Source organism: Sphingomonas sanguinis, from assembly GCF_019297835.1.
Classification (GTDB): Bacteria; Pseudomonadota; Alphaproteobacteria; order Sphingomonadales; family Sphingomonadaceae; genus Sphingomonas; species Sphingomonas sanguinis_D.
In genome coordinates this window covers 110881-131003 of sequence record NZ_CP079203.1, presented here as the reverse complement: position 1 = coordinate 131003, position 20123 = coordinate 110881, and the positions used below count along the sequence as shown (strand labels likewise).

Annotated in this window: 15 protein-coding genes; 11 read left to right on the top strand and 4 right to left on the bottom strand. The window is 63.2% G+C overall.

Features of this window, described 5'->3' with window-relative positions:
- Nucleotides 1-12: 12 nt before the first annotated feature.
- Nucleotides 13-708 carry an HNH endonuclease gene (locus KV697_RS00570; RefSeq protein WP_219019672.1) on the bottom strand — a complete coding sequence of 232 codons (696 nt, stop codon included), beginning with the start codon at nt 706-708 and terminating at the stop codon, nt 13-15.
- 471 nt (nt 709-1179) lie between these two features.
- Here KV697_RS00570 and KV697_RS00565 point away from each other — a divergent pair, with 471 nt between their 5' ends.
- The 4 genes from KV697_RS00565 (at nt 1180) to KV697_RS00550 (ending at nt 5017) form a co-directional block, all read left to right on the top strand.
- Nucleotides 1180-2184, top strand: coding sequence for an alpha/beta hydrolase (locus KV697_RS00565; RefSeq protein ID WP_219019671.1), 1005 nt, complete (start codon nt 1180-1182; stop codon nt 2182-2184).
- Nucleotides 2185-2262: 78 nt separating this feature from the next.
- Nucleotides 2263-3252, top strand: a complete 990-nt coding sequence (locus KV697_RS00560; RefSeq protein WP_257575473.1) for a hypothetical protein — start codon at nt 2263-2265, stop codon at nt 3250-3252.
- Nucleotides 3249-3983, top strand: coding sequence for an ATP-binding cassette domain-containing protein (locus KV697_RS00555; RefSeq protein WP_219019670.1), 735 nt, complete (start codon nt 3249-3251; stop codon nt 3981-3983). The genes KV697_RS00560 and KV697_RS00555 overlap by 4 nt, the downstream gene beginning before the upstream one ends.
- Before the next feature lie 89 nt (nt 3984-4072).
- Nucleotides 4073-5017 carry a polysaccharide deacetylase family protein gene (locus tag KV697_RS00550; RefSeq protein WP_219019669.1) on the top strand — a complete coding sequence of 315 codons (945 nt, stop codon included), beginning with the start codon at nt 4073-4075 and terminating at the stop codon, nt 5015-5017.
- A gap of 739 nt (nt 5018-5756) precedes the next feature.
- On the opposite strand, the gene KV697_RS00545 is transcribed toward KV697_RS00550, so the two are convergent.
- The gene (locus tag KV697_RS00545; protein WP_219019668.1) at nt 5757-6368 is read right to left on the bottom strand and encodes a TetR/AcrR family transcriptional regulator; all 612 of its coding nucleotides are present in this window, start codon (nt 6366-6368) and stop codon (nt 5757-5759) included.
- A 175-nt stretch (nt 6369-6543) separates the two neighbouring features.
- On the opposite strand from KV697_RS00545, the gene KV697_RS00540 reads away from it, so the two are divergent.
- Nucleotides 6544-9705, top strand: a complete 3162-nt coding sequence (locus KV697_RS00540) for a bifunctional cytochrome P450/NADPH--P450 reductase (protein WP_219019667.1) — start codon at nt 6544-6546, stop codon at nt 9703-9705.
- 213 nt (nt 9706-9918) lie between these two features.
- Nucleotides 9919-10551, top strand: coding sequence for a tyrosine-type recombinase/integrase (locus KV697_RS00535; RefSeq protein ID WP_219019666.1), 633 nt, complete (start codon nt 9919-9921; stop codon nt 10549-10551).
- 169 nt (nt 10552-10720) lie between these two features.
- Here the strand turns inward: KV697_RS00535 and KV697_RS00530 are convergent, their stop codons facing one another.
- Entirely contained in the window at nt 10721-12061 is a 1341-nt protein-coding gene (locus KV697_RS00530) for a M1 family aminopeptidase (RefSeq protein WP_257575392.1), read from the bottom strand.
- Between the two features lie 166 nt (nt 12062-12227).
- Here KV697_RS00530 and KV697_RS00525 point away from each other — a divergent pair, with 166 nt between their 5' ends.
- The gene (locus KV697_RS00525; RefSeq protein WP_219019665.1) at nt 12228-12809 is read left to right on the top strand and encodes a class I SAM-dependent methyltransferase; all 582 of its coding nucleotides are present in this window, start codon (nt 12228-12230) and stop codon (nt 12807-12809) included.
- 533 nt (nt 12810-13342) lie between these two features.
- On the opposite strand, the gene KV697_RS00520 is transcribed toward KV697_RS00525, so the two are convergent.
- Nucleotides 13343-14773 (bottom strand): IS1182 family transposase, encoded by a 1431-nt coding sequence (locus KV697_RS00520; protein ID WP_219018345.1) that lies wholly within the window; start codon nt 14771-14773, stop codon nt 13343-13345.
- Between the two features lie 212 nt (nt 14774-14985).
- Here KV697_RS00520 and KV697_RS00515 point away from each other — a divergent pair, with 212 nt between their 5' ends.
- From KV697_RS00515 to KV697_RS00500, 4 genes are all read left to right on the top strand, one after another.
- Nucleotides 14986-16407, top strand: coding sequence for a serine hydrolase domain-containing protein (locus KV697_RS00515; protein ID WP_219019664.1), 1422 nt, complete (start codon nt 14986-14988; stop codon nt 16405-16407).
- Between the two features lie 585 nt (nt 16408-16992).
- Nucleotides 16993-17403 carry a GntR family transcriptional regulator gene (locus KV697_RS00510; protein WP_219019663.1) on the top strand — a complete coding sequence of 137 codons (411 nt, stop codon included), beginning with the start codon at nt 16993-16995 and terminating at the stop codon, nt 17401-17403.
- A 3-nt stretch (nt 17404-17406) separates the two neighbouring features.
- Nucleotides 17407-18318, top strand: coding sequence for an ABC transporter ATP-binding protein (locus KV697_RS00505; RefSeq protein WP_219019662.1), 912 nt, complete (start codon nt 17407-17409; stop codon nt 18316-18318).
- A 16-nt stretch (nt 18319-18334) separates the two neighbouring features.
- On the top strand, nt 18335-20116 hold the full coding sequence (locus KV697_RS00500) for a hypothetical protein (protein ID WP_219019661.1): 1782 nt from the start codon (nt 18335-18337) through the stop codon (nt 20114-20116).
- Nucleotides 20117-20123: the final 7 nt, after the last annotated feature.

Here is a 20123-nt window from a genome sequence, read left to right as displayed (position 1 = left end):
AGAGCCAAAGCCTTAGTCTCCATCGTCGAGCATGCCGCACGTGATGCAGCGCGCGCCGTTCCAACCGGTGACGCCGCAGTTCGGACAGTTCCAGCTCGGATCAAGACGATCCGCCTTGGGACGAACTCCTACCAGCCCGCCAGGACCGCGCAGGGTCAGCATGTGGTCCGTCTCCGCGACCACCTCAAGCCACCCGGCGAGGAACAGCGGCTCGCCGCGCCGCTCCACCTCCCGGCTCCCCTCGTGGTCCCGCGCGATCGCCTCGACCAGCGGAGCCATTTTGCGACGGTGACCCTCGTCGATGCTGCCAGCCTCGTGCGCAGCGAGGAGCTCGTTGATTGCCATACTGATCTTGCGATTCGTTACATAGCCGTCGTGCAGTTTCTCCGCACGGGCCGCCTTTCCGACCGCCTTCTGGAGCACCATCTGGATCAGCGGACTGGGCTGGAAAACCGTGTCTGACTTGAACCGATTGCACCGACGGTGAGCCGGCATCCAATTTCCAAATTGGTTAAGGTCGAAGCTCGCTGGTAGACCGAGTAGTTTCAGAGCCTCCGCCAGTTCCGGCGTGCCCGCCAGCGACTCGGGGACCACGTGATCGACCTCCATGTCCAATAGCCCGACTGGCTCCCCGCAGAGCCAGCACCGCTCGGCATGGACCGTGAACACGGCATAGCGCTCGGCATTCGAAAACCTGTAAGTGGACATCTAGGACGCCATAGCACCATGCGATTGTAACGTCAGCGGTGCCTCACTTCGTCGTCGCCCCGGCGAGGATTGACCCAGTACCGGTCATTAGAGGCCGTCAAACCGCTTCCCGCTTTCTGCCATTCGTTCATCTCGCGGTAGCGGATAATAACAGCAACGCTTGGCGCTGATTGTCACCTATAGGGGGATGCAGATCAGTCCCCTTTGCGTCATCAACTTCAGCGCACACCCCGACGGCATCAGGGATCAGTACGACCCTGGATAGCCTGCGCACCAAACCATACAGTCACTTGAGCTGCAGCGGAGGAGACATGCCGGATAGCAGGGTAGCGCAGGCAAGGACGGGGTAACTTTATTTCTGAAGAGAGGACGGACGAGATTGTCCGTTCCGTCTAAACGAGACTAACCTTCATCATCGGATCCCGCCTGACTCCGTCAGCGGGTGACATCCTTGAATTTGGAGACAGTCATTTGTCGCGCCTCTTGCTTGTCGTGTCGTCGATCGCACTTGGCCTCGGTGGAACAGCCTATGGCCAGGCAACCAAGTCCAACGATGCGCCGGCGCGGCAGGTTCTGCCGAGAAACGAACGCCCGGGCGTCTGGCAGCCACCCGAGCGCGGTGTTCAGATTCCGCTGTGGCCCGCAACTACGCCGCTCGCCAAGCCCGATTCCGGTGATCGTCCGGAGGGACTTGGCAACGGCACTGGCCTCGTGGGCGGGCGGACATGGAATTGGGCGAGTTACGTCACCCGCCCGACGATGACGATCTTCCGGCCTAAGGGGCACAATAGCAGTGCTGCCTTGCTCGTGCTTCCCGGGGGCGGCTTTGAAGTGCTTGCGCTCGACCTCGAGGGAACGGAAATCTGTGATTGGGCGGTGCAGCAGGGAATGACCTGCGCCGTGCTGAAGTACCGCGTGCCGCAAGTATGGCCGAGAGAAAACGACAAGCAAGTGCGCCCGAAGGTAATTCTGGGTCTGGAGGATGCCCAGCGTGCCATGGGGCTGCTTCGCCAGCAGGCTTCGTCCTACGGGATCGGCCCGAACAAGATCGGCGTGATCGGATTTTCAGCCGGCGCCTATCTGGCCGCAGCGATGAGCAATACCGAAGAGCGGACATATCCACTCGCGGACGCGGCAGACCGTCAATCACCGCGGCCCAATTTTTCGATCGTAGCCTATACGGCCCGTATGTTGGACGACAGCAAGGGCAGGAATAGTCTCGAACTCAAACCGTGGGTCACCATCAGCCCCAATGCACCGCCGACGCTGATCCTTCACGCCATGAACGATCCAACGGACAAGGTTCGGCAGCCGTTGGCCTATGCGCTGGCGCTTAGCGATGCAGGTGTGCCGGTCGACATGCGCATCTATTCCAAAGGCGGCCATGCGTTCGGCATGCGGCCAACAGCCGATCCGATCTCCCGCGAATGGCCTGGACAGGTCAAGCAGTGGCTGCAGAATCTCGGTATCCTCTAAGCCCCCGGTTCGCCTGATTGTCTCGCTTTACAGAATGCCGATATGGTCCGAGCATCACCGCTTACTTCGCCAGCACGCGTGAAAGCGGGTCGCCTATTTCGGCAGGATCGGCTGATCCTGACGAATACGATCCGTGCGACGTTCGGAGGTTGGCACGACCGCGCGATTGCCGCGCTCATGCTGCTGGCGGCGTTGGCGGCCGTCCATGCATGGTTTGCCGATCGTCCTTGGCGGATTGCGGCATGGGCGGCTGTCGTTATGGGACTGTCGTCGGGTATCGGCGCGGGGCGCCTTGTCGGCGCGCGCCTCGCCTTCCAGGCGTTCGATGGACTGCTCGCAGCCGATGCCCTGCACCCGCCCACACGCAAGCGTTACATGGCAGCCTGGCTTGGCATCGGGCTGGGACTACTGGTCGTCCTCGTCCTGATTACCCGTTCGTCCCTCCTCGTCGCCAGCGTGCCGGCCTATCTTGTTGGCGCACTGGTCGCCGGGCTGACGGGCGGCGTCAGGCTGCCGCGGCGGATCGCCGGCACGGCGCGACTAGGCTGGACGCTTCGTGCATGGTTGCGCCGACCGATCGCCGGAATGCTGGCTGCGATCGTTCTGCTCCTCCTGTTGTTGCCCGCACGCCCGCTGGGCATCAACGCGCTGATGGCGGTGATCGGCGTCGGCACATTGCTGTCCGCGCTGGCGCTGACTCCCGTTGATGACGCCGTCGTCCGCTTCATGACGATCGCCGGACTCGGATCGCGGCGCATCCTCCTTCACCACGCCAAGAGCATGATGGCATTTCTGGTCATCGCCGTGCCGGGATGCTGGGTCTGGTCCGGCCCGGTGGCGGGCTGTGTCGTCTTTGCGACCGGCACGGCCATCGTGCTTCTGATGACGCTGCGCATCTTCGCCTACCGGCTGCACGGCAAGCGGTTCGCCGATGTCCTCGTCTCCATTTTCGCAGGATTGCTTATGCTGGCCGCCTACGCGATGCCCGTGGCCTTGCCCATCATCGCGCCCGTCATGCTCTGGCAGCTACACCGCCGGGGGCAGGCCAAGACGTGGCTACTGGCATGAACCTCGCCGTCGAGCTGACAGGCGTAGCCGTCGATCGCGGCCGACAGCGCGTCGTGCAGGATGTCGATCTGACCGTCACGACCGGAGCGTGGTTCGGCCTCATCGGCGCGAACGGATCGGGGAAGACCAGCCTCCTCCGGGCGCTGGCGGGTCGGCTGCCCTTCGCCGGCGGTTCATGCCGGATCGGTGGCGGGGAACTGGCGGACGATCGTGCCGCTCGAGCGCACCGCTTCGGTTTCTCCTCTCCGGCCGACAAGCTGCCTGATGCGATACATGGCCGCGACGTTCTCGAACTTGTCGGCGGGAGCATGGACAACGTCCGTCTCCGTCTGGGCAAGCTGCATGAGACGCTGGGCCTGGCTCCGCTGCTCGACCGCTGGATCGGCGACTGCTCGGCCGGTATGCGGCAGCGGATCGCCATCGCTGCGGCGTTCGCAGGCGGTCACCCCCTCGTGATCCTCGACGAGCCGTTCAACTGGCTCGATCCCGTCGCAATCTTCGACCTGCGGGAGGTTCTCCGCGCAATGGTCGATGACGGCCTGACGCTCATCACCGCCCTTCACGATCTCGGTACGCTCGCCTCGGCATGCGATACCGGTCTCATGCTCGCCGATGGCAAGGTCGCTTTGGCGCTGGACGAGAATGCGATGCGGATTGCCGCCCAAGACCCGCAGGCGTTCGAGCGGCAGACGATCGATCGCCTGCGATCGGGATCGACCGGGCAGCGATAGGGCCAAGCGGTTTTCGGAAGGGAACCATCCGGTTCGTCTCTTTGGTATGTTGAAGGTTGAGTGGCTGTAGTAGCGATATCGAACACGACATGACCTTGCATCCCAATCGCCGATCGCTGCTCGGGGGGCTTGCCTCTATTGGCCTTGCCGCAGCAGGTCCGGCATTTGGCGTGGCCCGGGGTAACCGCCGGCCCGGCATTGCGATCACGATCGACGATTTCGACTTGTCCGACACCGCTCTGATGACCGGTGAAGCGCGCGATACAATCATCCGTGCCGCTCTGAAGCGTCACAAGATCAAGGCCGGCGGTTTCATCGCCGGAAAGTATGTGAATGCTGCGCTCAGCCCGCGTATCCTGTCCGCCTGGTCGAAGGACGGCCACCTCCTCGGCAACCACAGCTTCTCTCATCGGTACTTCAGCGGCACTGATCCGAGCGGCCTGATGGCGGACATCGTAAAATGCGAGCCATTGCTGTCGGGCTATCCCGGCTTCCGCAAGCTATTTCGATTCCCCTATCTGGCAGAGGGCCGGACAGCGGAAGGGCGCGACGCGATGCGCGCGCTGCTGAAGCAGCGTGGCTATGCGAATGCGCATGTGACAATCGACACGTCGGACTGGTTTATCGACAACCGACTAAAGGCACGATTGAAAACCGAGCCGTCGACATCGCTCGCCCCGTACAGGCGCTTCTACCTCGATCACATATGGGACCGCGCGACCTTCTACGACGGTCTGGCGCAGGCGCTGTTCGGCCACTCGATCGACCATACGATCCTGCTTCACCATCGACTGACCACCGGACTTTTCCTCGACGACATGCTGTCGATGTTCAAAAAGCGCGGGTGGCGGCTGATCGATGCGCAGACGGCATTTGTTTCGCCGATTTTCGAGATGGAACCCGACGTTCTACCAGCCGGACAAAGCGTCGTCTGGTCCCTGGCAAAGGCGGATAGTCGATTTGACGAGCTCTTGCGTTTTCCGGGGGAAGACGGGGAGTACGAAGCGCCGAAAATGGACGCTGCCAGGCTGTGACCTTCAAACCCCGGTCAGCGGCTAACGCTGAAGAATTTTCGTGAGCAGCGCGTGATCTTAACCTGGGCGGGAGCTATCGCGTCTCCACGGACCCAATCGCGGTCGTCAAGCGCCCCCTACCCGCTTCCCGACTTCCGACATTCGTTCATGTAAATATTTCATGGCAGCGAACGCTTGGCGCAGCCACAGAGCGCCGAAGATAGGTCGAGCTAGCCATTCGCCTTTGGGGAAAGCGGAGGCTGCGGCATCGGAATAAAAAACCTCCGCCTCGGCGCACTTTGCGCTTGCACAATGCTGTTCGCAGTTGCAGCATGATAACGCCTTTCAGGCATCCTCTCCTAATGCCTTCGGGTCGGCTTGCGCCGCCCCTTTTTTTGTTAGGCAAGAGGCTGAGGGCACGGCGTTAAACGTCCGCTCACGCCAAATCCCTGGGCGTCTGTTTTCAGCTAGCGCGGCCACCCCGCCCTTCCACGGCGATGGCCCACTACCGGACATTCAGGAGGCCTTATCCGCTTCCCAATTCCAGACGCTCGTTCACGTGCATCGTAGGCGTTAGTGGACGGAGTATATGGGTCGGTTGACGTTCACAGAGGCTGTATTGCGTCTGCTATCATGCTTGAGTAGCACAAGTTCGGACTGATCTTCCACCGACCATTTCCCAGAGCCAGCAAGAAGGGCAACCAGTCAGATCCTTTCGAGAACGCTGTATATGATCCTGAACAGGGCGTGGTGTAGGTCATCAAGCCTCTAAGAGAACACCGCCAAGAAAAAGTATGACGGCACGCTCAATAACACGCTGCAATCCGGTATCATTCGGTGGATCTGACAAGCCAAGCGCGGCGTCGCGCAAGATATCGGCCACGACCATCGAAACCAGCATCATCGCGGTGCCGTCCGGGTCGTCAATGGTCATCCGTCCTGCCGACGCATAGGCGGCAAGTTGATTGGCGAGCGGCCTGATCCCATAGGTCTTGATTGTCTCGATATAGATACGAGCAACATCGGGGAACTGCGCGCCCTCGCTCATGACGAGGCGGTAGGAGGTTATGCCTTCGTCGGAGAAGGCGAGATGGCAGAACGCCGTCAGATAGCCAGTCAGCCATTCCCGGGGCGGCGCATCGGGGTTGGGCGGTCCGGCCGTCGCGGCCAGTTCGCCAACGACAGAGCGGATCACTGCGAACAGCAACGCCTCCTTCGAGGCCACATGGCGATAGATCGTCTTTTTCGACATCATCGCGGCCGCCGCAATCCGCCCGACATTGGCCTTGGCAAAACCGTGACGGCCAAATTCCGCGCGTGCGCTTTCCAAGAGGCGGGGCGGCAGACGGTCGGTCAGAGGCGCTTCATTCATTCTCGTCCGATACGCCTATTTCGACAAAAAGAGCACCTTGGAAACCGATGGGTTTCCAAATCTTGCGGGGGCTCCTACATAGCGGATGAGGAGCAAACCGATGGGTCGTCGACACGATCGTCCGAACGCTGGGTCGATCACCGATGCCGCCATCATCATCTGGAGGCACTGAACGATGGCCACCATTCCGCAACCCAAAGGCTATCCCCTGATCGGCAACATCGCCGTGCTCGATCCCAAGGCGCCGGTGCAGAGCCTGATGCGGCTGGCGCGTGAGCATGGCCCGCTGTTCCGCATCGAGATGTTCGGACGCGGTCTGGTGATCGTCGGCAGCCAGGCCCTGACCGAGGAGTTGTGCGACGAGACACGCTTCAAGAAGGCGCTGCACCGCCCCTTGCAGGAGGCACGCTATGTCGGCGGAGACGGCCTGTTCACTGCGCATGACGAGGAGCCGAACTGGGGCAAGGCACACCGCCTGCTGATGCCCGCTTTCGGTCCGCTCGGGCTGCGATCGATGTTCGACCGCATGTACGATATCGCGGAACAGATGATGGTGCGGTGGGAGCGGTTCGGCGAGGGCGCCACCATCGACGTGGCCGACAATATGACCCGGCTGACACTCGACACGATCGCGTTGTGCGCTTTCGATTATCGTTTCAACAGCTTCTATCAGGACGCGATGCACCCCTTCGTTGCGGCGATGGTGGGCGCACTTGAGGAATCGGGGCGACGGTCACGGCTGCCGCCGGGCGCGGGCAAGCTGATGCTGCTGCGCAATCGCCGGTTCGACGCCGATATCAGGATCCTGCGCGACGTGTCCAACCGGTTGATCGCGGAGCGCCATGGCGACCCGCACCTGGGCGAACGTGGCGACCTGCTGGACCGGATGCTGACGGCGCGCGATCCCGAGACGGGCGAGATGCTGAGCCGCGAAAATATCGGCTATCAGATGATCACCTTCCTGGTGGCCGGGCATGAGACGACCAGCGGATTGCTCAGCTTCGCCACCTGGCTGCTGCTCACCCATCCGGAAGCGCTCGCCAAGGCGCAGGCGCATGTCGACGACGTGCTCGGCGGCCATGTGCCGACAATCGACGATATCGGACGGCTGACCTATGTCGAGCAGGTCCTGCAGGAGACGCTGCGGCTCTGGCCCACCGCGCCGGCCTTCGGCGTCCATCCACGCGAGGCGACGAAGATCGGCGGCCGCTATGCTGTCAGCCCGGATGACACGCTGCTCATCCTGACGCCTGTCCTTCACCGCGACCCGACCGTCTGGGACGAGCCGGAAGCGTTCCGCCCCGAGCGGTTCGCGCCCGAGGCCGCCGCCAAGCTGCCGCCCCATGCCTGGAAGCCGTTCGGGAATGGCCAGCGTGCTTGCATCGGGCGCGGCTTTGCCATGCAGGAGGCGATCTTGGTCATGGCGCTGACGCTCCAGCGCTTCGACATCAGCCTGGCCGACCGCGACTATAAGCTCGTGGTGAGCGAGACGCTGACCCTGAAGCCCGCCAACCTCCATATCCATGCGCGTCGCCGGGACGGAGCGACGGCACCGCCGCGCAGCACGGCGCAAGACGCCCTGACACGTCCGCTGACCGTGCCGACAGAACCGAGCTCGGGCGACAATGGGCCCCTTCTCGTCCTTTACGGCAGCAACACCGGCACCAGCGAAGCCTTCGCCCAGCGGATCGGCGCCGATGCCGCCGCGCAGGGCTATGCCGTGACCGTCGCGCCGCTCGACGATTACGCCTCCGGACTGCCCGAGGGCGTGCCCCTGATCGTCGCCACCGCCTCCTATGAAGGGCGCCCGCCCGACAATGCGACGCGCTTCGTCACATGGGTCGAGGGCCTGCCCGACCATGCGCTGGACGGACGACGTTACGCGGTGTTCGGGTGCGGCAATCGGCAATGGGCCCGCACCTGGCAGGCGATCCCCAGGCGCGTCGAGGCCGCACTGGCCAAGGCCGGCGCGCAAGCCTTCCATTCGCGCGGCGAAGGCGATGCCGCCGGCGACCTGTTCGGCGCTTTCGAGAATTGGTATGCTGGTCTCTGGCCGTCGCTCGCGGCATCGGAGGGACGCAAACCGGCTGTCCAGGCGCAGCCCCGGATCGATGTGGAGGTGCGGCGCGGGACCCGCGAACGCGTGCTCAAGCTCGACGAGATGCAACGCGGCACCGTCCTCCTCAATCGCGAGCTGGTCGACATGCACCGCCCCGGTGCGCGCTCGAAACGGCATATCGAGATCGCCCTGCCCAACGGCATGACCTATCGCGCCGGTGACTATCTGGCGGTGTTGCCTAGCAATCCGCCCGAAACGGTGCGCCGCGCCCTTGCCCGCTTTGGCCTGGAGCCGGACACGGAGGTGATCGTCCACGGCGCGCCTGGTGTGCCCTCTGCCCTGCCCGTTGACCGGCCCGTCATGGCCGAGATGCTGTTCGGCGACTATCTGGAGTTGCAGCAGCCCGCGACGCGGGGGCAGATTTCTGCGCTCGCCGCGACCATAGCCTGCCCGCCGGAGCGCAAGGAGGCCGAGCGGCTGGCACAGGAGGAGGTCTATGCCGCGGAGATATTGGCACGGCGGGTGACGCTGCTCGACCTGCTGGAGCGCTTCGCATCGGCCGACATGGCGCTTGGCACGTTCATCGCTGCCCTTCCTCCGATGCGCGCCCGCCAATATTCGATCGCCTCGTCACCGCTTGTTGATCCAAATCGGTGTGCGCTCACGGTATCGGTGCTGGAGGCGCCGGCACTGGGCGCCGATCGGTTGCACCAAGGCGTCGCCTCGACCTTCCTCGCCCGGCTGAAGGAAGGCACGACGCTCGGCGTGGCAGTGCGACCCAGTCAGGCGGGATTTCATCTGCCTGCCGATCTGGTGACGCCAGTGATCATGGTCTGCGCCGGCAGCGGCATCGCACCGTTTCGCGGTTTTCTTCAGGAACGAGCCCTGCGAAAGGCCGGTGGCGAGCCGCTCGGTCCGGCCCTGCTCTTCTTCGGCGTGCGCAATCCCGATGGCGATTTTCTGTATCGCGAGGAACTAGAGGGTTGGCAGGATACGGAAGTCGTTAACCTGCGGATGGCCTTTTCCGCGACGGGTCAGGGTGGCATCGTTCACGTCCAGGATGCCATCTGGCGAGATCGCGAGGAGATCGCCGCCCTGTTCCGCGCGGGGGCACGAATCCTCCTCTGCGGCGATGGCGAGCACATGGCACCGGCCGTGCGCGAAGTCTTCATTCGTATCTACGAGGCGGAAACCAATGCCAGTCACGCCGAAGCGCTGGCCTGGGCGGAGCGGATCGAGCGGGAGGGCGTACGCTATGTCGCCGACATATATGCATGATGTCACGTCGAGCGCCCTTCTCCGACAGGTGCATGCCTCGCCGGGCACTTAAACGGCCTACCCCAATCCCGGTCGTTCATAGAATTCCTAGGCGGTGCCTGAAACCGACCGCTCGTTCAGCATGACCACCGGCCAATCAACCACGTTTCCGAACGATCGGTTTACCCCGCCTGCGTAAGCTCCTTTGGCAATTTGGCCCGATGGAGATGATCAATGGGTCATTCGTCGATGGACCCTGCCTTTCACGAACTTCGGCCTTGGAATGAGGGCCGGCTGATCGGTGCGAAGCGCGCTCTGAAACAGCAACAGGTATGGGCTATTCGCTTCTGGCTCGACCAGCATAAACGACTGCGCGACCGCGCGTTGTTCGACTTCGCCATCGACAGCAAGCTGCGCGGCTGCGACGTGGTCAGGGTGCGGATCGGAGATGTAGTTTCTGGCGGGCGCGTCCGTGACCGAGCCATCGTGGTTCAGCAGAAGACCAGACGGCCAGTCCAGTTCGAACTGATGGGCACGGCACGCAAGACGATGCGGGCATGGCTGGAGCGTCGTGGCGGGACACTGAACGACTTCGTCTTTCCGAGCCGAAACGACTATATGGCCCATATGAGCACCCGGCAATATGCCCGCCTCGTACACGAATGGATGGTCGGCATCGGCCTTCCAGCTCAAGATTATGGCACACACTCGCTTCGGCGCACGAAAGCATCGATCATCTACAAGGCGACCGGCAATCTTCGCGCCGTTCAGATTCTCCTCGGCCATGCCAAGATCGACAGCACGGTGCGCTACTTGGGCGTTGACGTTGAAGACGCTTTGGAACTGGCCGAACGCACTGAGGTCTGAGCCGACCCACATCCGGTCATTCGCGCCATCTTCGTGATTTCCCGACTTCAGACATTCATTCATGTTCTGAGCGGGGGTCGTGCAGCCAGCATCATCGCGAGACGAGCGGCCGTTAGCAGTCCCGAAAATGATCGAGATACGGGAAACATCACGGGACAGGCTATTCCCGTTACCGAGCGGAAGGGCCATCACCGAACACCCATTCGGCAAACAGCGGGCGCAAGTCCCGGCCGCTCGACGCCTCCATCGCTCGCTCCAGATCAATACTCGTAACCGTCCCGCCCGCACGGTCACGGGTGTAGCGACGCAGGCCAGACCAGAACGCGGCATCGCCGAGCGTAACTCGCAGCTGCGCCATGAACAGCGCGCCCTTGCTGTACTGGATCGCGCGCCGGACGCCCAATGTCGGGTAGCTGCCATCCCAGGCCAGCGGCTTGTCGAAGCCCATCGCCTGCGCCTTTTCAAGCCGGCTCCTGGCGACATCGAGTTCGGCATTGTAGGCGACGCGGCCGTAGCGGTGCTCCTTCCACACAGCCGTCATGAAGGTCGTGATACCTTCGTTCAGCCAGAAATCCTTGAGCGTCTCGCACGTTACGAGATTGCCCCACCATTGATGGGTGAGTTCGTGCACGATGGCCCAATCCTCCGACGGATCATCTGGCTTCGCCGGCAACGCATCGGTGCCGAGGACGGAGTATGTCGCCGCCTCCTGCGCCTCATCGCCTTCGACCAGAAGCTGGCTGTAGTCGGCGACAGGAAGCGGCATGCCGGCCTTGGTGGACAGAAAGGCGACCATCTCCCTTGTCCCTGCCAAGCGTCGTTTCAGCTCGCCCCCGTCGGCAGTGTCGCTCAAATAGGTGAGCCTTTTCGATCCGGCCCGTTCGCTGACCCGCGTGAACCGACCCACCGCGAAGCCGTAAAGATAGGCCGAGTAGGGCCGGGGAGCTTTCCAGCAATGGATCTCACTGCCGTCCGGTCCCGGTCGCCGCGCCATCATGCGGCCAACAGACAGGCTGGTCATCCCGCGCGGGACACGCAGATCAAGCGAGAAGGCCGCCTTCTCGCCGAACTTGTTCTGGGAACAGACCATCCAGTCGCATGCGAAATAGCTGGTGTAGAGCGTTGTCGCCGAGCCCGCGAACCCACGTGCGGGGCGGCCATGATAGGACAATTCGAGCTTCACGGTGAGTCCGCGCCGAAGCGGCCGGGGCAGGTCGAAGCCCAGCACATCGCCTTCCACGGTGTGGGCGAGCGCCACGCCATCGAGGGTTGCGCTGTCGATGGCAAGAGCATTGGCGGTGAAGTTCAGGCGCCGGACGCCATCCACCGTTGCGCGCAGCGTGATCGCCTCACGCCCTGCGACGGTCCTGTTCTGGATGTCAGGGGTAAGCGCGAGCCTGTAGCTCGCCACTTCAAATCCATCGCCAGGCCTGTTGGCGGCGAGCGCAGGGCTGCACAGTAACCCCAGAGTGGTTCCGGCCAACAATGGTGCCAAAATTCTGCGGATCACTGACGCCCCTTCCTATGGTTTAGCCATCGAGCCAACCTATGGCTTCTATCGATGAGGGCCAACACTGAGGACCGGTCGCGCCGTTTGTCCTGCAAGGGATGGTTAAATGGGAAACGTGCACGCTGTTGCCTAACCTGCTAGAAGAGCGACCATCGCGAGGTGAAGGATGACGACGGACCAATCCACTGGCTGGGAGGCAGTCTCAGACCAGTTTGTGGCCATTCGCTCGCAGGTCGGCACGGCGTTGGTTCGATCGTGGGCGAAAGATCGCCTGCCCCGGTCGGCTGCAATCTTGGACATTGGGTGCGGCTCCGGCGTGCCAATCGCCCAATGGCTGGTGAACGACGGTTTTTCAGTATGGGGCGTCGATGCATCGCCTTCGTTGATTTCGGCATACCGGCAAAACCTTCCCGACATGCCTGCTGTGTGCGAAGCGGCTCAGAACAGCTCCTTTTTCGACAGAACCTTTGTTGGCGTGGTCTCGATCGGGCTTATCTTTCTGCTTGGCAAGGGTGACCAGCGGAAACTTCTTAATAGCGTTGCCAACGTGCTGGAACCCGGCGGACAATTCCTGTTCAGCGCCCCGCGCGAGGTCTGCCGTTGGAAGGATACGCTAACGGGCCGTGCGTCTATGTCGCTGGGGGCGGATGCCTATGCTGCGCACCTTACTAGCGTTGGGCTGCGGTTAGACGACTGCCGATCCGACGAAGGCGGGAACAACTACTACGAGGCGGTCAAACCCATCTGACGCGCAAACATAGGCATTCCCACAAACGAACCCACAGCGGGGAGGTGGCTCTGCTGATAGCGCCGAGAGGCGACCGGAGCATCAGCTTTCCCAAAATCTGTTCCCGATTGCTATTTCCCGAAATTGGCTTTCGAGCATGGGGAAACAGGAATGGTGGGGTTAAACAAATGGCCGCTTTCGGGAAGAGCGATGGCCCGCCTGAGCGGCCAAGTTTGGGCGTTAGCGGCCGCCCTGCCCTTCAGTCATGACGACCCAGTTCCGGTCACCCGCGGCTTACTTTCGCCTTCCCACATTCAGCCATTCGTTCATCTCAACAGCTACAGCCAGCCCAGGCAGGCATGAGCCTTTGGCAGCCACACCCCCTCTTCCCGAGAACGATGCAGACTGTGCGGAAACTCGCTGTTGGCTGATGCCACGCTTGGGATCCGCTGAATGAACGTCAGGATGTTGGCTGATTTTTATGGGTGGCACAGTGTCGCCGGAAGGGCGGCCATCGGCTGCGGGCGACGGCCGGGGAGCGTTTGAACGTCGGATCAGGTTTGCAAGGCCCGGATCAATCCCTGTACGCCGACTAGGTTTATCGCCCGTCTCAGGTTATAGGCAAACGCCGTCAGACTGAATTCGGCCCGCACCTTGTCGAGACCGCGCATCAGGAAAGTGCCCTGGTTCATCCATTGCTTGATCGAACCGAAAGGGTGCTCGACCGTCTCGCGCCGGATGTCGAGAATGTCGGGCCGGGCGGCGAGGCGTATCGCCATGCGATCGAGCACCGCCTCGCCTTCCCACCGCGTGATGCGACGGAAGTTTCCACGGGCGCACTGCGCCTTGAGTTCGCATCCGTCACAAGCGCGCGGGTTTGAATACTGCACGATGATGTGACCGCCCTGAAGCCATCGGTACCGTGTATCAAGGCGCTGGTCGCCGGGGCAGTGGTAGCAATCCGCGGCTTCATCATAGCGGAACCGCTCCTTGGGAAAGCGCCCGTCGCCAACGGCCGTGCCGCGCTGGGGGCGGGCGACATAGGGCGTGATGCCGGCTCGCTCGCACGCGGCGATGTCCTCGCCCATGTAATACCCCATGTCGGCGACCACATCGATCCGGTCGACGTCGAGAAGGTCCTTCGCCGCGCCGGCTGTCTCAGCCAGGAAACCCAGATCGCTGCCCGCGTTGGTGACATGCTGTTCGACGATCAGCTTGTGCTTTGCATCGACCGCGACCTGCGCGTTGTAGCCGACGCCGACCTTGGGATGCGCCGCCATCGCGCGAGCGTCCGGGTCGGTGAGCGAAATCTGGCTCTCGCCGCTGGCCTTCAGCTGTTCCAGCAGCGCCTGGTTGACCTGACGCTGTTCGCGCACCTTCACGATCTTCGCCGCCAGTGCATCGCTCCGTCTGGTTGTGCCTGCCTCCTCGCCGCGGTCGGCATCATCGAGCTGTGCGAGATACTTCTCGAGCCGCTCGTCAGCGGACCTGATATACTTGTCTAGCTTGGCCTTCGTGAAGTTGCGCGTCCGGCTGTTCACCGCCTTCAGCCGCGTGCCATCCACCGCCAGCAGCTCGCGCCCGAACAGGTCGAGCTTGCGACATAGCACCACGAACGCGCGGAACACCGCCTTGAACGCGGAGCGGTTGTCACGGCGGAAGTCGGCGATGGTCTTGAAGTCGGGCCGCAGCCCGCGCAGCAGCCAGATCAGCTCGAGATTGCGTGTCGCCTCGGCTTCCAGGCGCCGGCTCGACCGCGTTCGGTTGAGATAGCCGTACAGGTACAGCTTCAGCATGTCGCCCGGGTGATAGCCCGGCCGTCCGGTGGCCTTCGGCTGCGAACGATGGAAACCGGCCTCGCCGAGATCAAGATCGTCGACGAAGGCATCGATGAAGCGCACTGGGTTGTCTGCCGATACGTAATCCTCAACCGATGCCGGCAGCAGCAGCGCCTGGTCGCGCGCGTGACCCTCGATATACGCCATGCCCAAAGCATACGCCGACCCGCGGCCCGGCGGAATCGCAGACGCAACTTTTCACACGCTCTGGATGGTGAAACGGAAATCTGTGGATTGCGGCGCGGGATGAGCGGAAGCGGAAAAGCCGCTTGCCTCACCGGAGGATCAGGCGCAGTGTGTTATGTAAATAATACGCGGAGATTTAGGGCGTGAGTAAATCATTCCGGGCGGCGTACATCATGACTCTGTTGCCCATCCCCGTAGCGGCTCAGAAGGCCGCTCCCACGCCGTCGAAGATCGTGACGGTCGAGCAGGGGCTGACGTCGGCTGTCGTCTTGGCGGGAGTGCCAAGCCCGCGCCGCACGATCGCAGCGGAGATGCGCCGACTGAATGTGCCCGGAGTTAGCGTCGCCGTTTTGCATGGCGGCACGATCGAGTGGTCGAAGGGATACGGATTCACGCGCGCGGGCGGTGCGTCCGTGACGCCCGATACGCTGTTTCAGGCCGGCTCGATCAGCAAGCCGGTCACGGCGCTGGCAGCGTTGCGCCTCGTTCAGCAGCACCGTTTGACGCTGGACGGCGATGTCAACGCGCAGCTCAAGGGATGGAAGCTGCCGACGCCACCCGGCGCGCACGTCACGCTGCGCGAGTTGCTGTCTCACACGGCGGGAACGACGGTGCATGGTTTCCCCGGCTACGCTGCTGGGGTCGCGGTGCCGAGCGTGAACGACGTGCTTGCCGGACGCGCGCCGGCAAACACCAAGCCGGTCGTCGTGGATACCAAACCGGGGACGATCTGGCGTTATTCCGGCGGTGGCTACACGGTTATTCAGAAGCTGATCGGTGATGTGACAGGCAGGCCGTTTGCCGAGGTTCTTCGGAATGAGGTGCTTCAGCCCGCCGGCATGACGCTCAGCAGCTTTGCTCAACCACTCGATGCCGCATCCTTGGCGACCGCCGCATGGCCACATGACGGGGCAGGCAAGCTCGTGCCCGGCGGACCCCATACCTACCCCGAGTTGGCCGCCGCTGGTCTGTGGACCACGCCAAGCGATTTACTTCGCTACGCAATCGCCGTGCGCGACAGTGCGCGCGGTGAGAAAGGCAGCATTCTTGAACCGACGCTAGCGGCCGGAATGCTGACACCTGGCAAAGGGGAATGGGGCCTCGGTCTAGAGGTCCACCCGACACCCACCGATCGCGCCTTTGCGCATGGCGGCAGCAACGAGGGATATGAGAACTTCCTGGTAGCTTATACCGGCTCGGGCGACGGGGTGGCCGTCATGACGAACGGCGCCCAAGGTGCCGAGCTTGCATCCGAGATCACCCGCAGCGTGGCCGCAACCTATGGTTGGCCTAGCTACCACAGTATCGAGCGCGCGAGCATACCGATCCCGACCGATATTCGCGCTCGCCTGATCGGGACCTACGCTGTTTCCGATCTCGGCACCTTCTCGATCACCGCGGATGGACCGGGCTTGGCTATCTCGCTCAAAGAGGGCGTCAGCGAACCGCTCTTTGCGTCGGCGCCGGACACCTACTTCGTGCTTTCAACCGACTTGGTCCTACGGGTGAATAATCGCGAACCAAAGGTAACAGGGCGGCTCGTCATGGGATCGTTCGACTGGCCGTTCGCGAGGGAGACAGATGCTAAGCCTTAGCTTCTGACACTCCGTATTGAGAGCGTGACGTGGGAAAGGGTACGCGCCGATCGTACCCCTAGACCTCCAGGGCCCCGCTTCTGAAAATCTGTTTCCGAATGCCTTTTCCCAAACGGCGCAGTGGAGACGGAAAGATCGCAAGCCGCGAGCCTCCCAAAGAGGCGGATATTGGGAAAGCGACGGGCGCCGGGAATGGCCGAGTTGGGTCATGCGGCCGTCGGCCGCTTCACGGCTGAGGAGACCCACAAGTGGACGTTGAGCTGACATTTCGCACTCCCCAACCTCAGACATCCATTCATGTTTGTCGGCCACCTCAACCATCGATGGCGGAAATAGTGAGGGCCATGATAAAACGGCCGATCGCTTTGGTGCCGGACGGCAAGTCCTGTAAAAAGCCGACATTTACTGTTTTCCCGACCGGCATCGTTGGACGATGAAACCTCTGCCGGTCACAGACGACTCTCTCGTCACGTCACTCATGCGCAGGCGTCCGATTTCGGCCTCGCCACATATTCCCGGTGGCCTCCGATGAATTGACAACCGACGGACCATCTGTACTATTTGTAGTAGTACGGAGATTCGAATATGAGCCGCATCACCCCTTTGGCTGTGTCCATCGCTCCCGGCGACGGTCGCCCGCTCGTGCGGCAGATCGTCGATGCGGTGCGGATGCAGATCACCACCGGAGAACTGGCCACCGCCGCGCGACTGCCCAGCGTACGCGGCCTCGCCGAGCAGTTAGGCATTAATCCTAACACCGTGGCCAAGGCCTATGGCCAGCTCACGACCGAGGGCTGGCTGTTGTCCCAGCCAGGACAGGGGCTGTTCGTCGCGCCCCAGCGTCAGCGGCTCGATCCGACCGAGCGGCAGCGCCGGTTCGACGACGCGCTGGAGGTGTTCGTCAGCGAGATCGTCGGTCTGCAATATCCGCCCAGAGAGGCGATCCGGCGTCTCGACGATGCACTGACCGCCCTCGACGCACGCAAGCGGGCCTAAGCGGTGCCCTCGCGTCCCTACGCCATCGAAACCCGCGCTTTGACCTATCGCCATGGGCAGAAGCTGGCGCTCGACACGCTCGACCTGATCCTGCCGGTCGGCGGTGTCCACGCCATTGTCGGTGCGAACGGAGCGGGCAAGTCGACACTCTTTCGCATCTTGTTGGGTGTTACGGCGCCTACCTCCGGCGACGCCTTCGCACTCGGTCGGGATTGCGCGAACCTGACCGCCGCAGATCGTGGTCGGATCGGTTTCGTCAACGAAGAGCATAGCCTGCCGCCCTGGATGACGGTGGCGGCGGTGATCGCGATGCAGCGCGCCCATTATGCCGCGCGGTGGGACGAACACCCGTTCGATGCCGTGCTGGCGAGCTTCGACCTGCTGCCCGGACAGCGGATTGCACAGCTGTCGCGCGGCGAGCGGGCCGGGCTGAACCTGGCGCTGGCCCTAGGACAAAACCCCGAGTTGCTGATCCTCGACGAACCGACATTGGGTTTGGACGTGGTTGCCAAGCGCCGCCTGCTCGACGCGCTGATCGACGGCGTCGCATCGGACGGGCGCACCATCATCTATTGCTCGCACCAGATCGAGGAGGTAGAGCGGCTGGCCGACAGCCTCATCATCATGGAACGCGGACGGTTGCGAAGCCAATCGGCACCGGACGAATTCTGCGCCCGGATCGATCACTGGATCGCCGACATGCCATCGGAGGGACCGGGACTGGCGGAAGTACCCGGCCTGCTGCGCCATCGCCGGATCGACACGCTGCATCACTACACCGTGATCGACCAGGGCGAGGCCTTTGCGGGCTTCCTGCACGCGCATGGCGCACGCCGCGTCCAGCGGCAGGACGTGCCCCTGGATCACGCCGTCGATGCCTTTCTGACCCGCCATCACGCCGGCCCGCAGGGCTGAAGCGAAAGGACCACCGATGTTCGCTTTGTGGATCGCGGAAATCCGCCGCTGTCGCTGGCTTGCACTCGCCGCAGCCCTGCTGCTGACCGGCACCCTGTTGTTCGTCGACCGACTGGCCGACGCCCTGCTGCAGCCGCTCTCGACCTATCGCCTGGCGGCGGCGGTCTGCGCGCTCATCGGGTTGGCGCTGGGGCTGTATCAGGCGTCGAGCTATCGACGGACCAGCCAGTGGATCACACTGATCCATCGTCCGATCGCGCCAGTCCGCATCCTGTCGGCACTGGGTCTGGCGGGCGGAGCCGCGCTGATGGTTGTCACCATCCTTCCCGTTTTGCTCATGCTGAGCGCGCATCAGGCGGGGAGCGGATCGGCTCCCGACAGCCGCCATTGGTTGCTGCCCGCTGCCGCCTGGCTGATCGGCATGATCGGTTATCTGGCGGGGCTATATCTGACGCTGGCGCCGCGCCGTTATGGCTGGCTGGCGATGGTCCCGGTCTTCCTGCCCGCCGTCAGCGGAGCGGCCGGGTGGCAGGCGCTCGCTGTCCAGGCGGCGGTCATGCTGGGGCTGGCCGCGATGGTCGCGACGGTCTTCAAGCCCGATCTGGACGGCCCACCTCGAACCGGCGTCGCCTTGGCGGCAACGGCCCTGGCCGTGGCGACAGGCGCCTGGGCGGTCGGCACGATCGTCGGCGACCTGGCGTTTCAGACCATCTGGATCGCGACCGGCACCGACCCACTGAACGGCGAGGCGCCGCGCGGTGGTATCGTCGAGGCCAGCCGGGCGGACGGACAGGCGCTGATCGCCGCCGCGGTCATGCCCAGCAAGGCGCCCGAGGCGCGATTGTGGCACGAGCAGGCGGCACTGTCCGAGGTCTATCGGATCGATCCGCTGGCGACGGACTGGCCGCAGCGTGGAGCCCTGACCAACATGGGCGCGATTCGTTTCACCGACCCAGATCGGCATGTCGAATGGACCTTCCGCCATGACGATATGCGCTTTCACGGCCGGGCAACGGCGACGAAGCGTCGGGGTGGCGTGTTAGGTCTCGGGGACGACAATAAGCCGCTCGGTCAGCCGCCGCTCGTCATCGACGATGGCCGGTTGCTGATGGCGTCGGGCATGGCTGCGTTCGACGAGGCAAGCGGTCGGATCGATCCGTTGCTGACCCTGCCACCTACCCATGTGATCGCGTCGCCGCCGGTGACGATCGGCGATGCGGTGGCGCTGCTGACCAATCGCGATCTCCGCCTCTATGACGCGCGGATGCTGGAGGATGGCGACCGGCTCTATCCGGTGCAGACCGTGCTGCCGATGCCCGGCCCGGTCGGCAGCCTGATGCGGATCGACGTGATCGAACTGCTCGACGGCTATCTGGCGGTGTTCACCTTTGGTCGTGACATCAACTCGCCCGATGCGACGTGGCAGGCGGTCTTGCGCATCGATGACCAACACCGCGTGACGCAGATCGCGGAGCGACGGCTGACACCGGATTATCCCGCGCTGTCGCGCTTTGCGAGCTGGTGGCTATCGCCCGCGCTGGCGACCGTGCGGGATGCGATCGTGGCGGCATCCGGCGATCGCCATCCTCTCACCGTTCGGCGAAACGATCCGCCACCTCGCATCATCTGGATACTGGCATTGGGCCTGGCGCTGGCATCCGCCGCTGCGGCCTGGTGGCGCATGCGGTCATGGCAGATGGCGCGCAGCCGGGTCGCCCTCTGGTCGATCGCGACGCTCCTGATCGGCCTGCCGATGCTGGTCGCACTGGTCCTGATCCGTCCGGCCCCGCGCCGCTAGGGAGAGC

Coding starts and splice junctions, on each gene's coding strand:
- KV697_RS00550 (WP_219019669.1), top strand. CDS start 4,073: ATGACCTTGCATCCCAATCGCCGATCGCTGCTCGGGGGGCTTGCCTCT.
- KV697_RS00515 (WP_219019664.1), top strand. CDS start 14,986: ATGACTCTGTTGCCCATCCCCGTAGCGGCTCAGAAGGCCGCTCCCACG.
- KV697_RS00520 (WP_219018345.1), bottom strand. CDS start 14,773: ATGGCGTATATCGAGGGTCACGCGCGCGACCAGGCGCTGCTGCTGCCG.
- KV697_RS00570 (WP_219019672.1), bottom strand. CDS start 708: ATGTCCACTTACAGGTTTTCGAATGCCGAGCGCTATGCCGTGTTCACG.
- KV697_RS00525 (WP_219019665.1), top strand. CDS start 12,228: ATGACGACGGACCAATCCACTGGCTGGGAGGCAGTCTCAGACCAGTTT.
- KV697_RS00545 (WP_219019668.1), bottom strand. CDS start 6,368: ATGAATGAAGCGCCTCTGACCGACCGTCTGCCGCCCCGCCTCTTGGAA.
- KV697_RS00540 (WP_219019667.1), top strand. CDS start 6,544: ATGGCCACCATTCCGCAACCCAAAGGCTATCCCCTGATCGGCAACATC.
- KV697_RS00535 (WP_219019666.1), top strand. CDS start 9,919: ATGGGTCATTCGTCGATGGACCCTGCCTTTCACGAACTTCGGCCTTGG.
- KV697_RS00510 (WP_219019663.1), top strand. CDS start 16,993: ATGAGCCGCATCACCCCTTTGGCTGTGTCCATCGCTCCCGGCGACGGT.
- KV697_RS00500 (WP_219019661.1), top strand. CDS start 18,335: ATGTTCGCTTTGTGGATCGCGGAAATCCGCCGCTGTCGCTGGCTTGCA.
- KV697_RS00555 (WP_219019670.1), top strand. CDS start 3,249: ATGAACCTCGCCGTCGAGCTGACAGGCGTAGCCGTCGATCGCGGCCGA.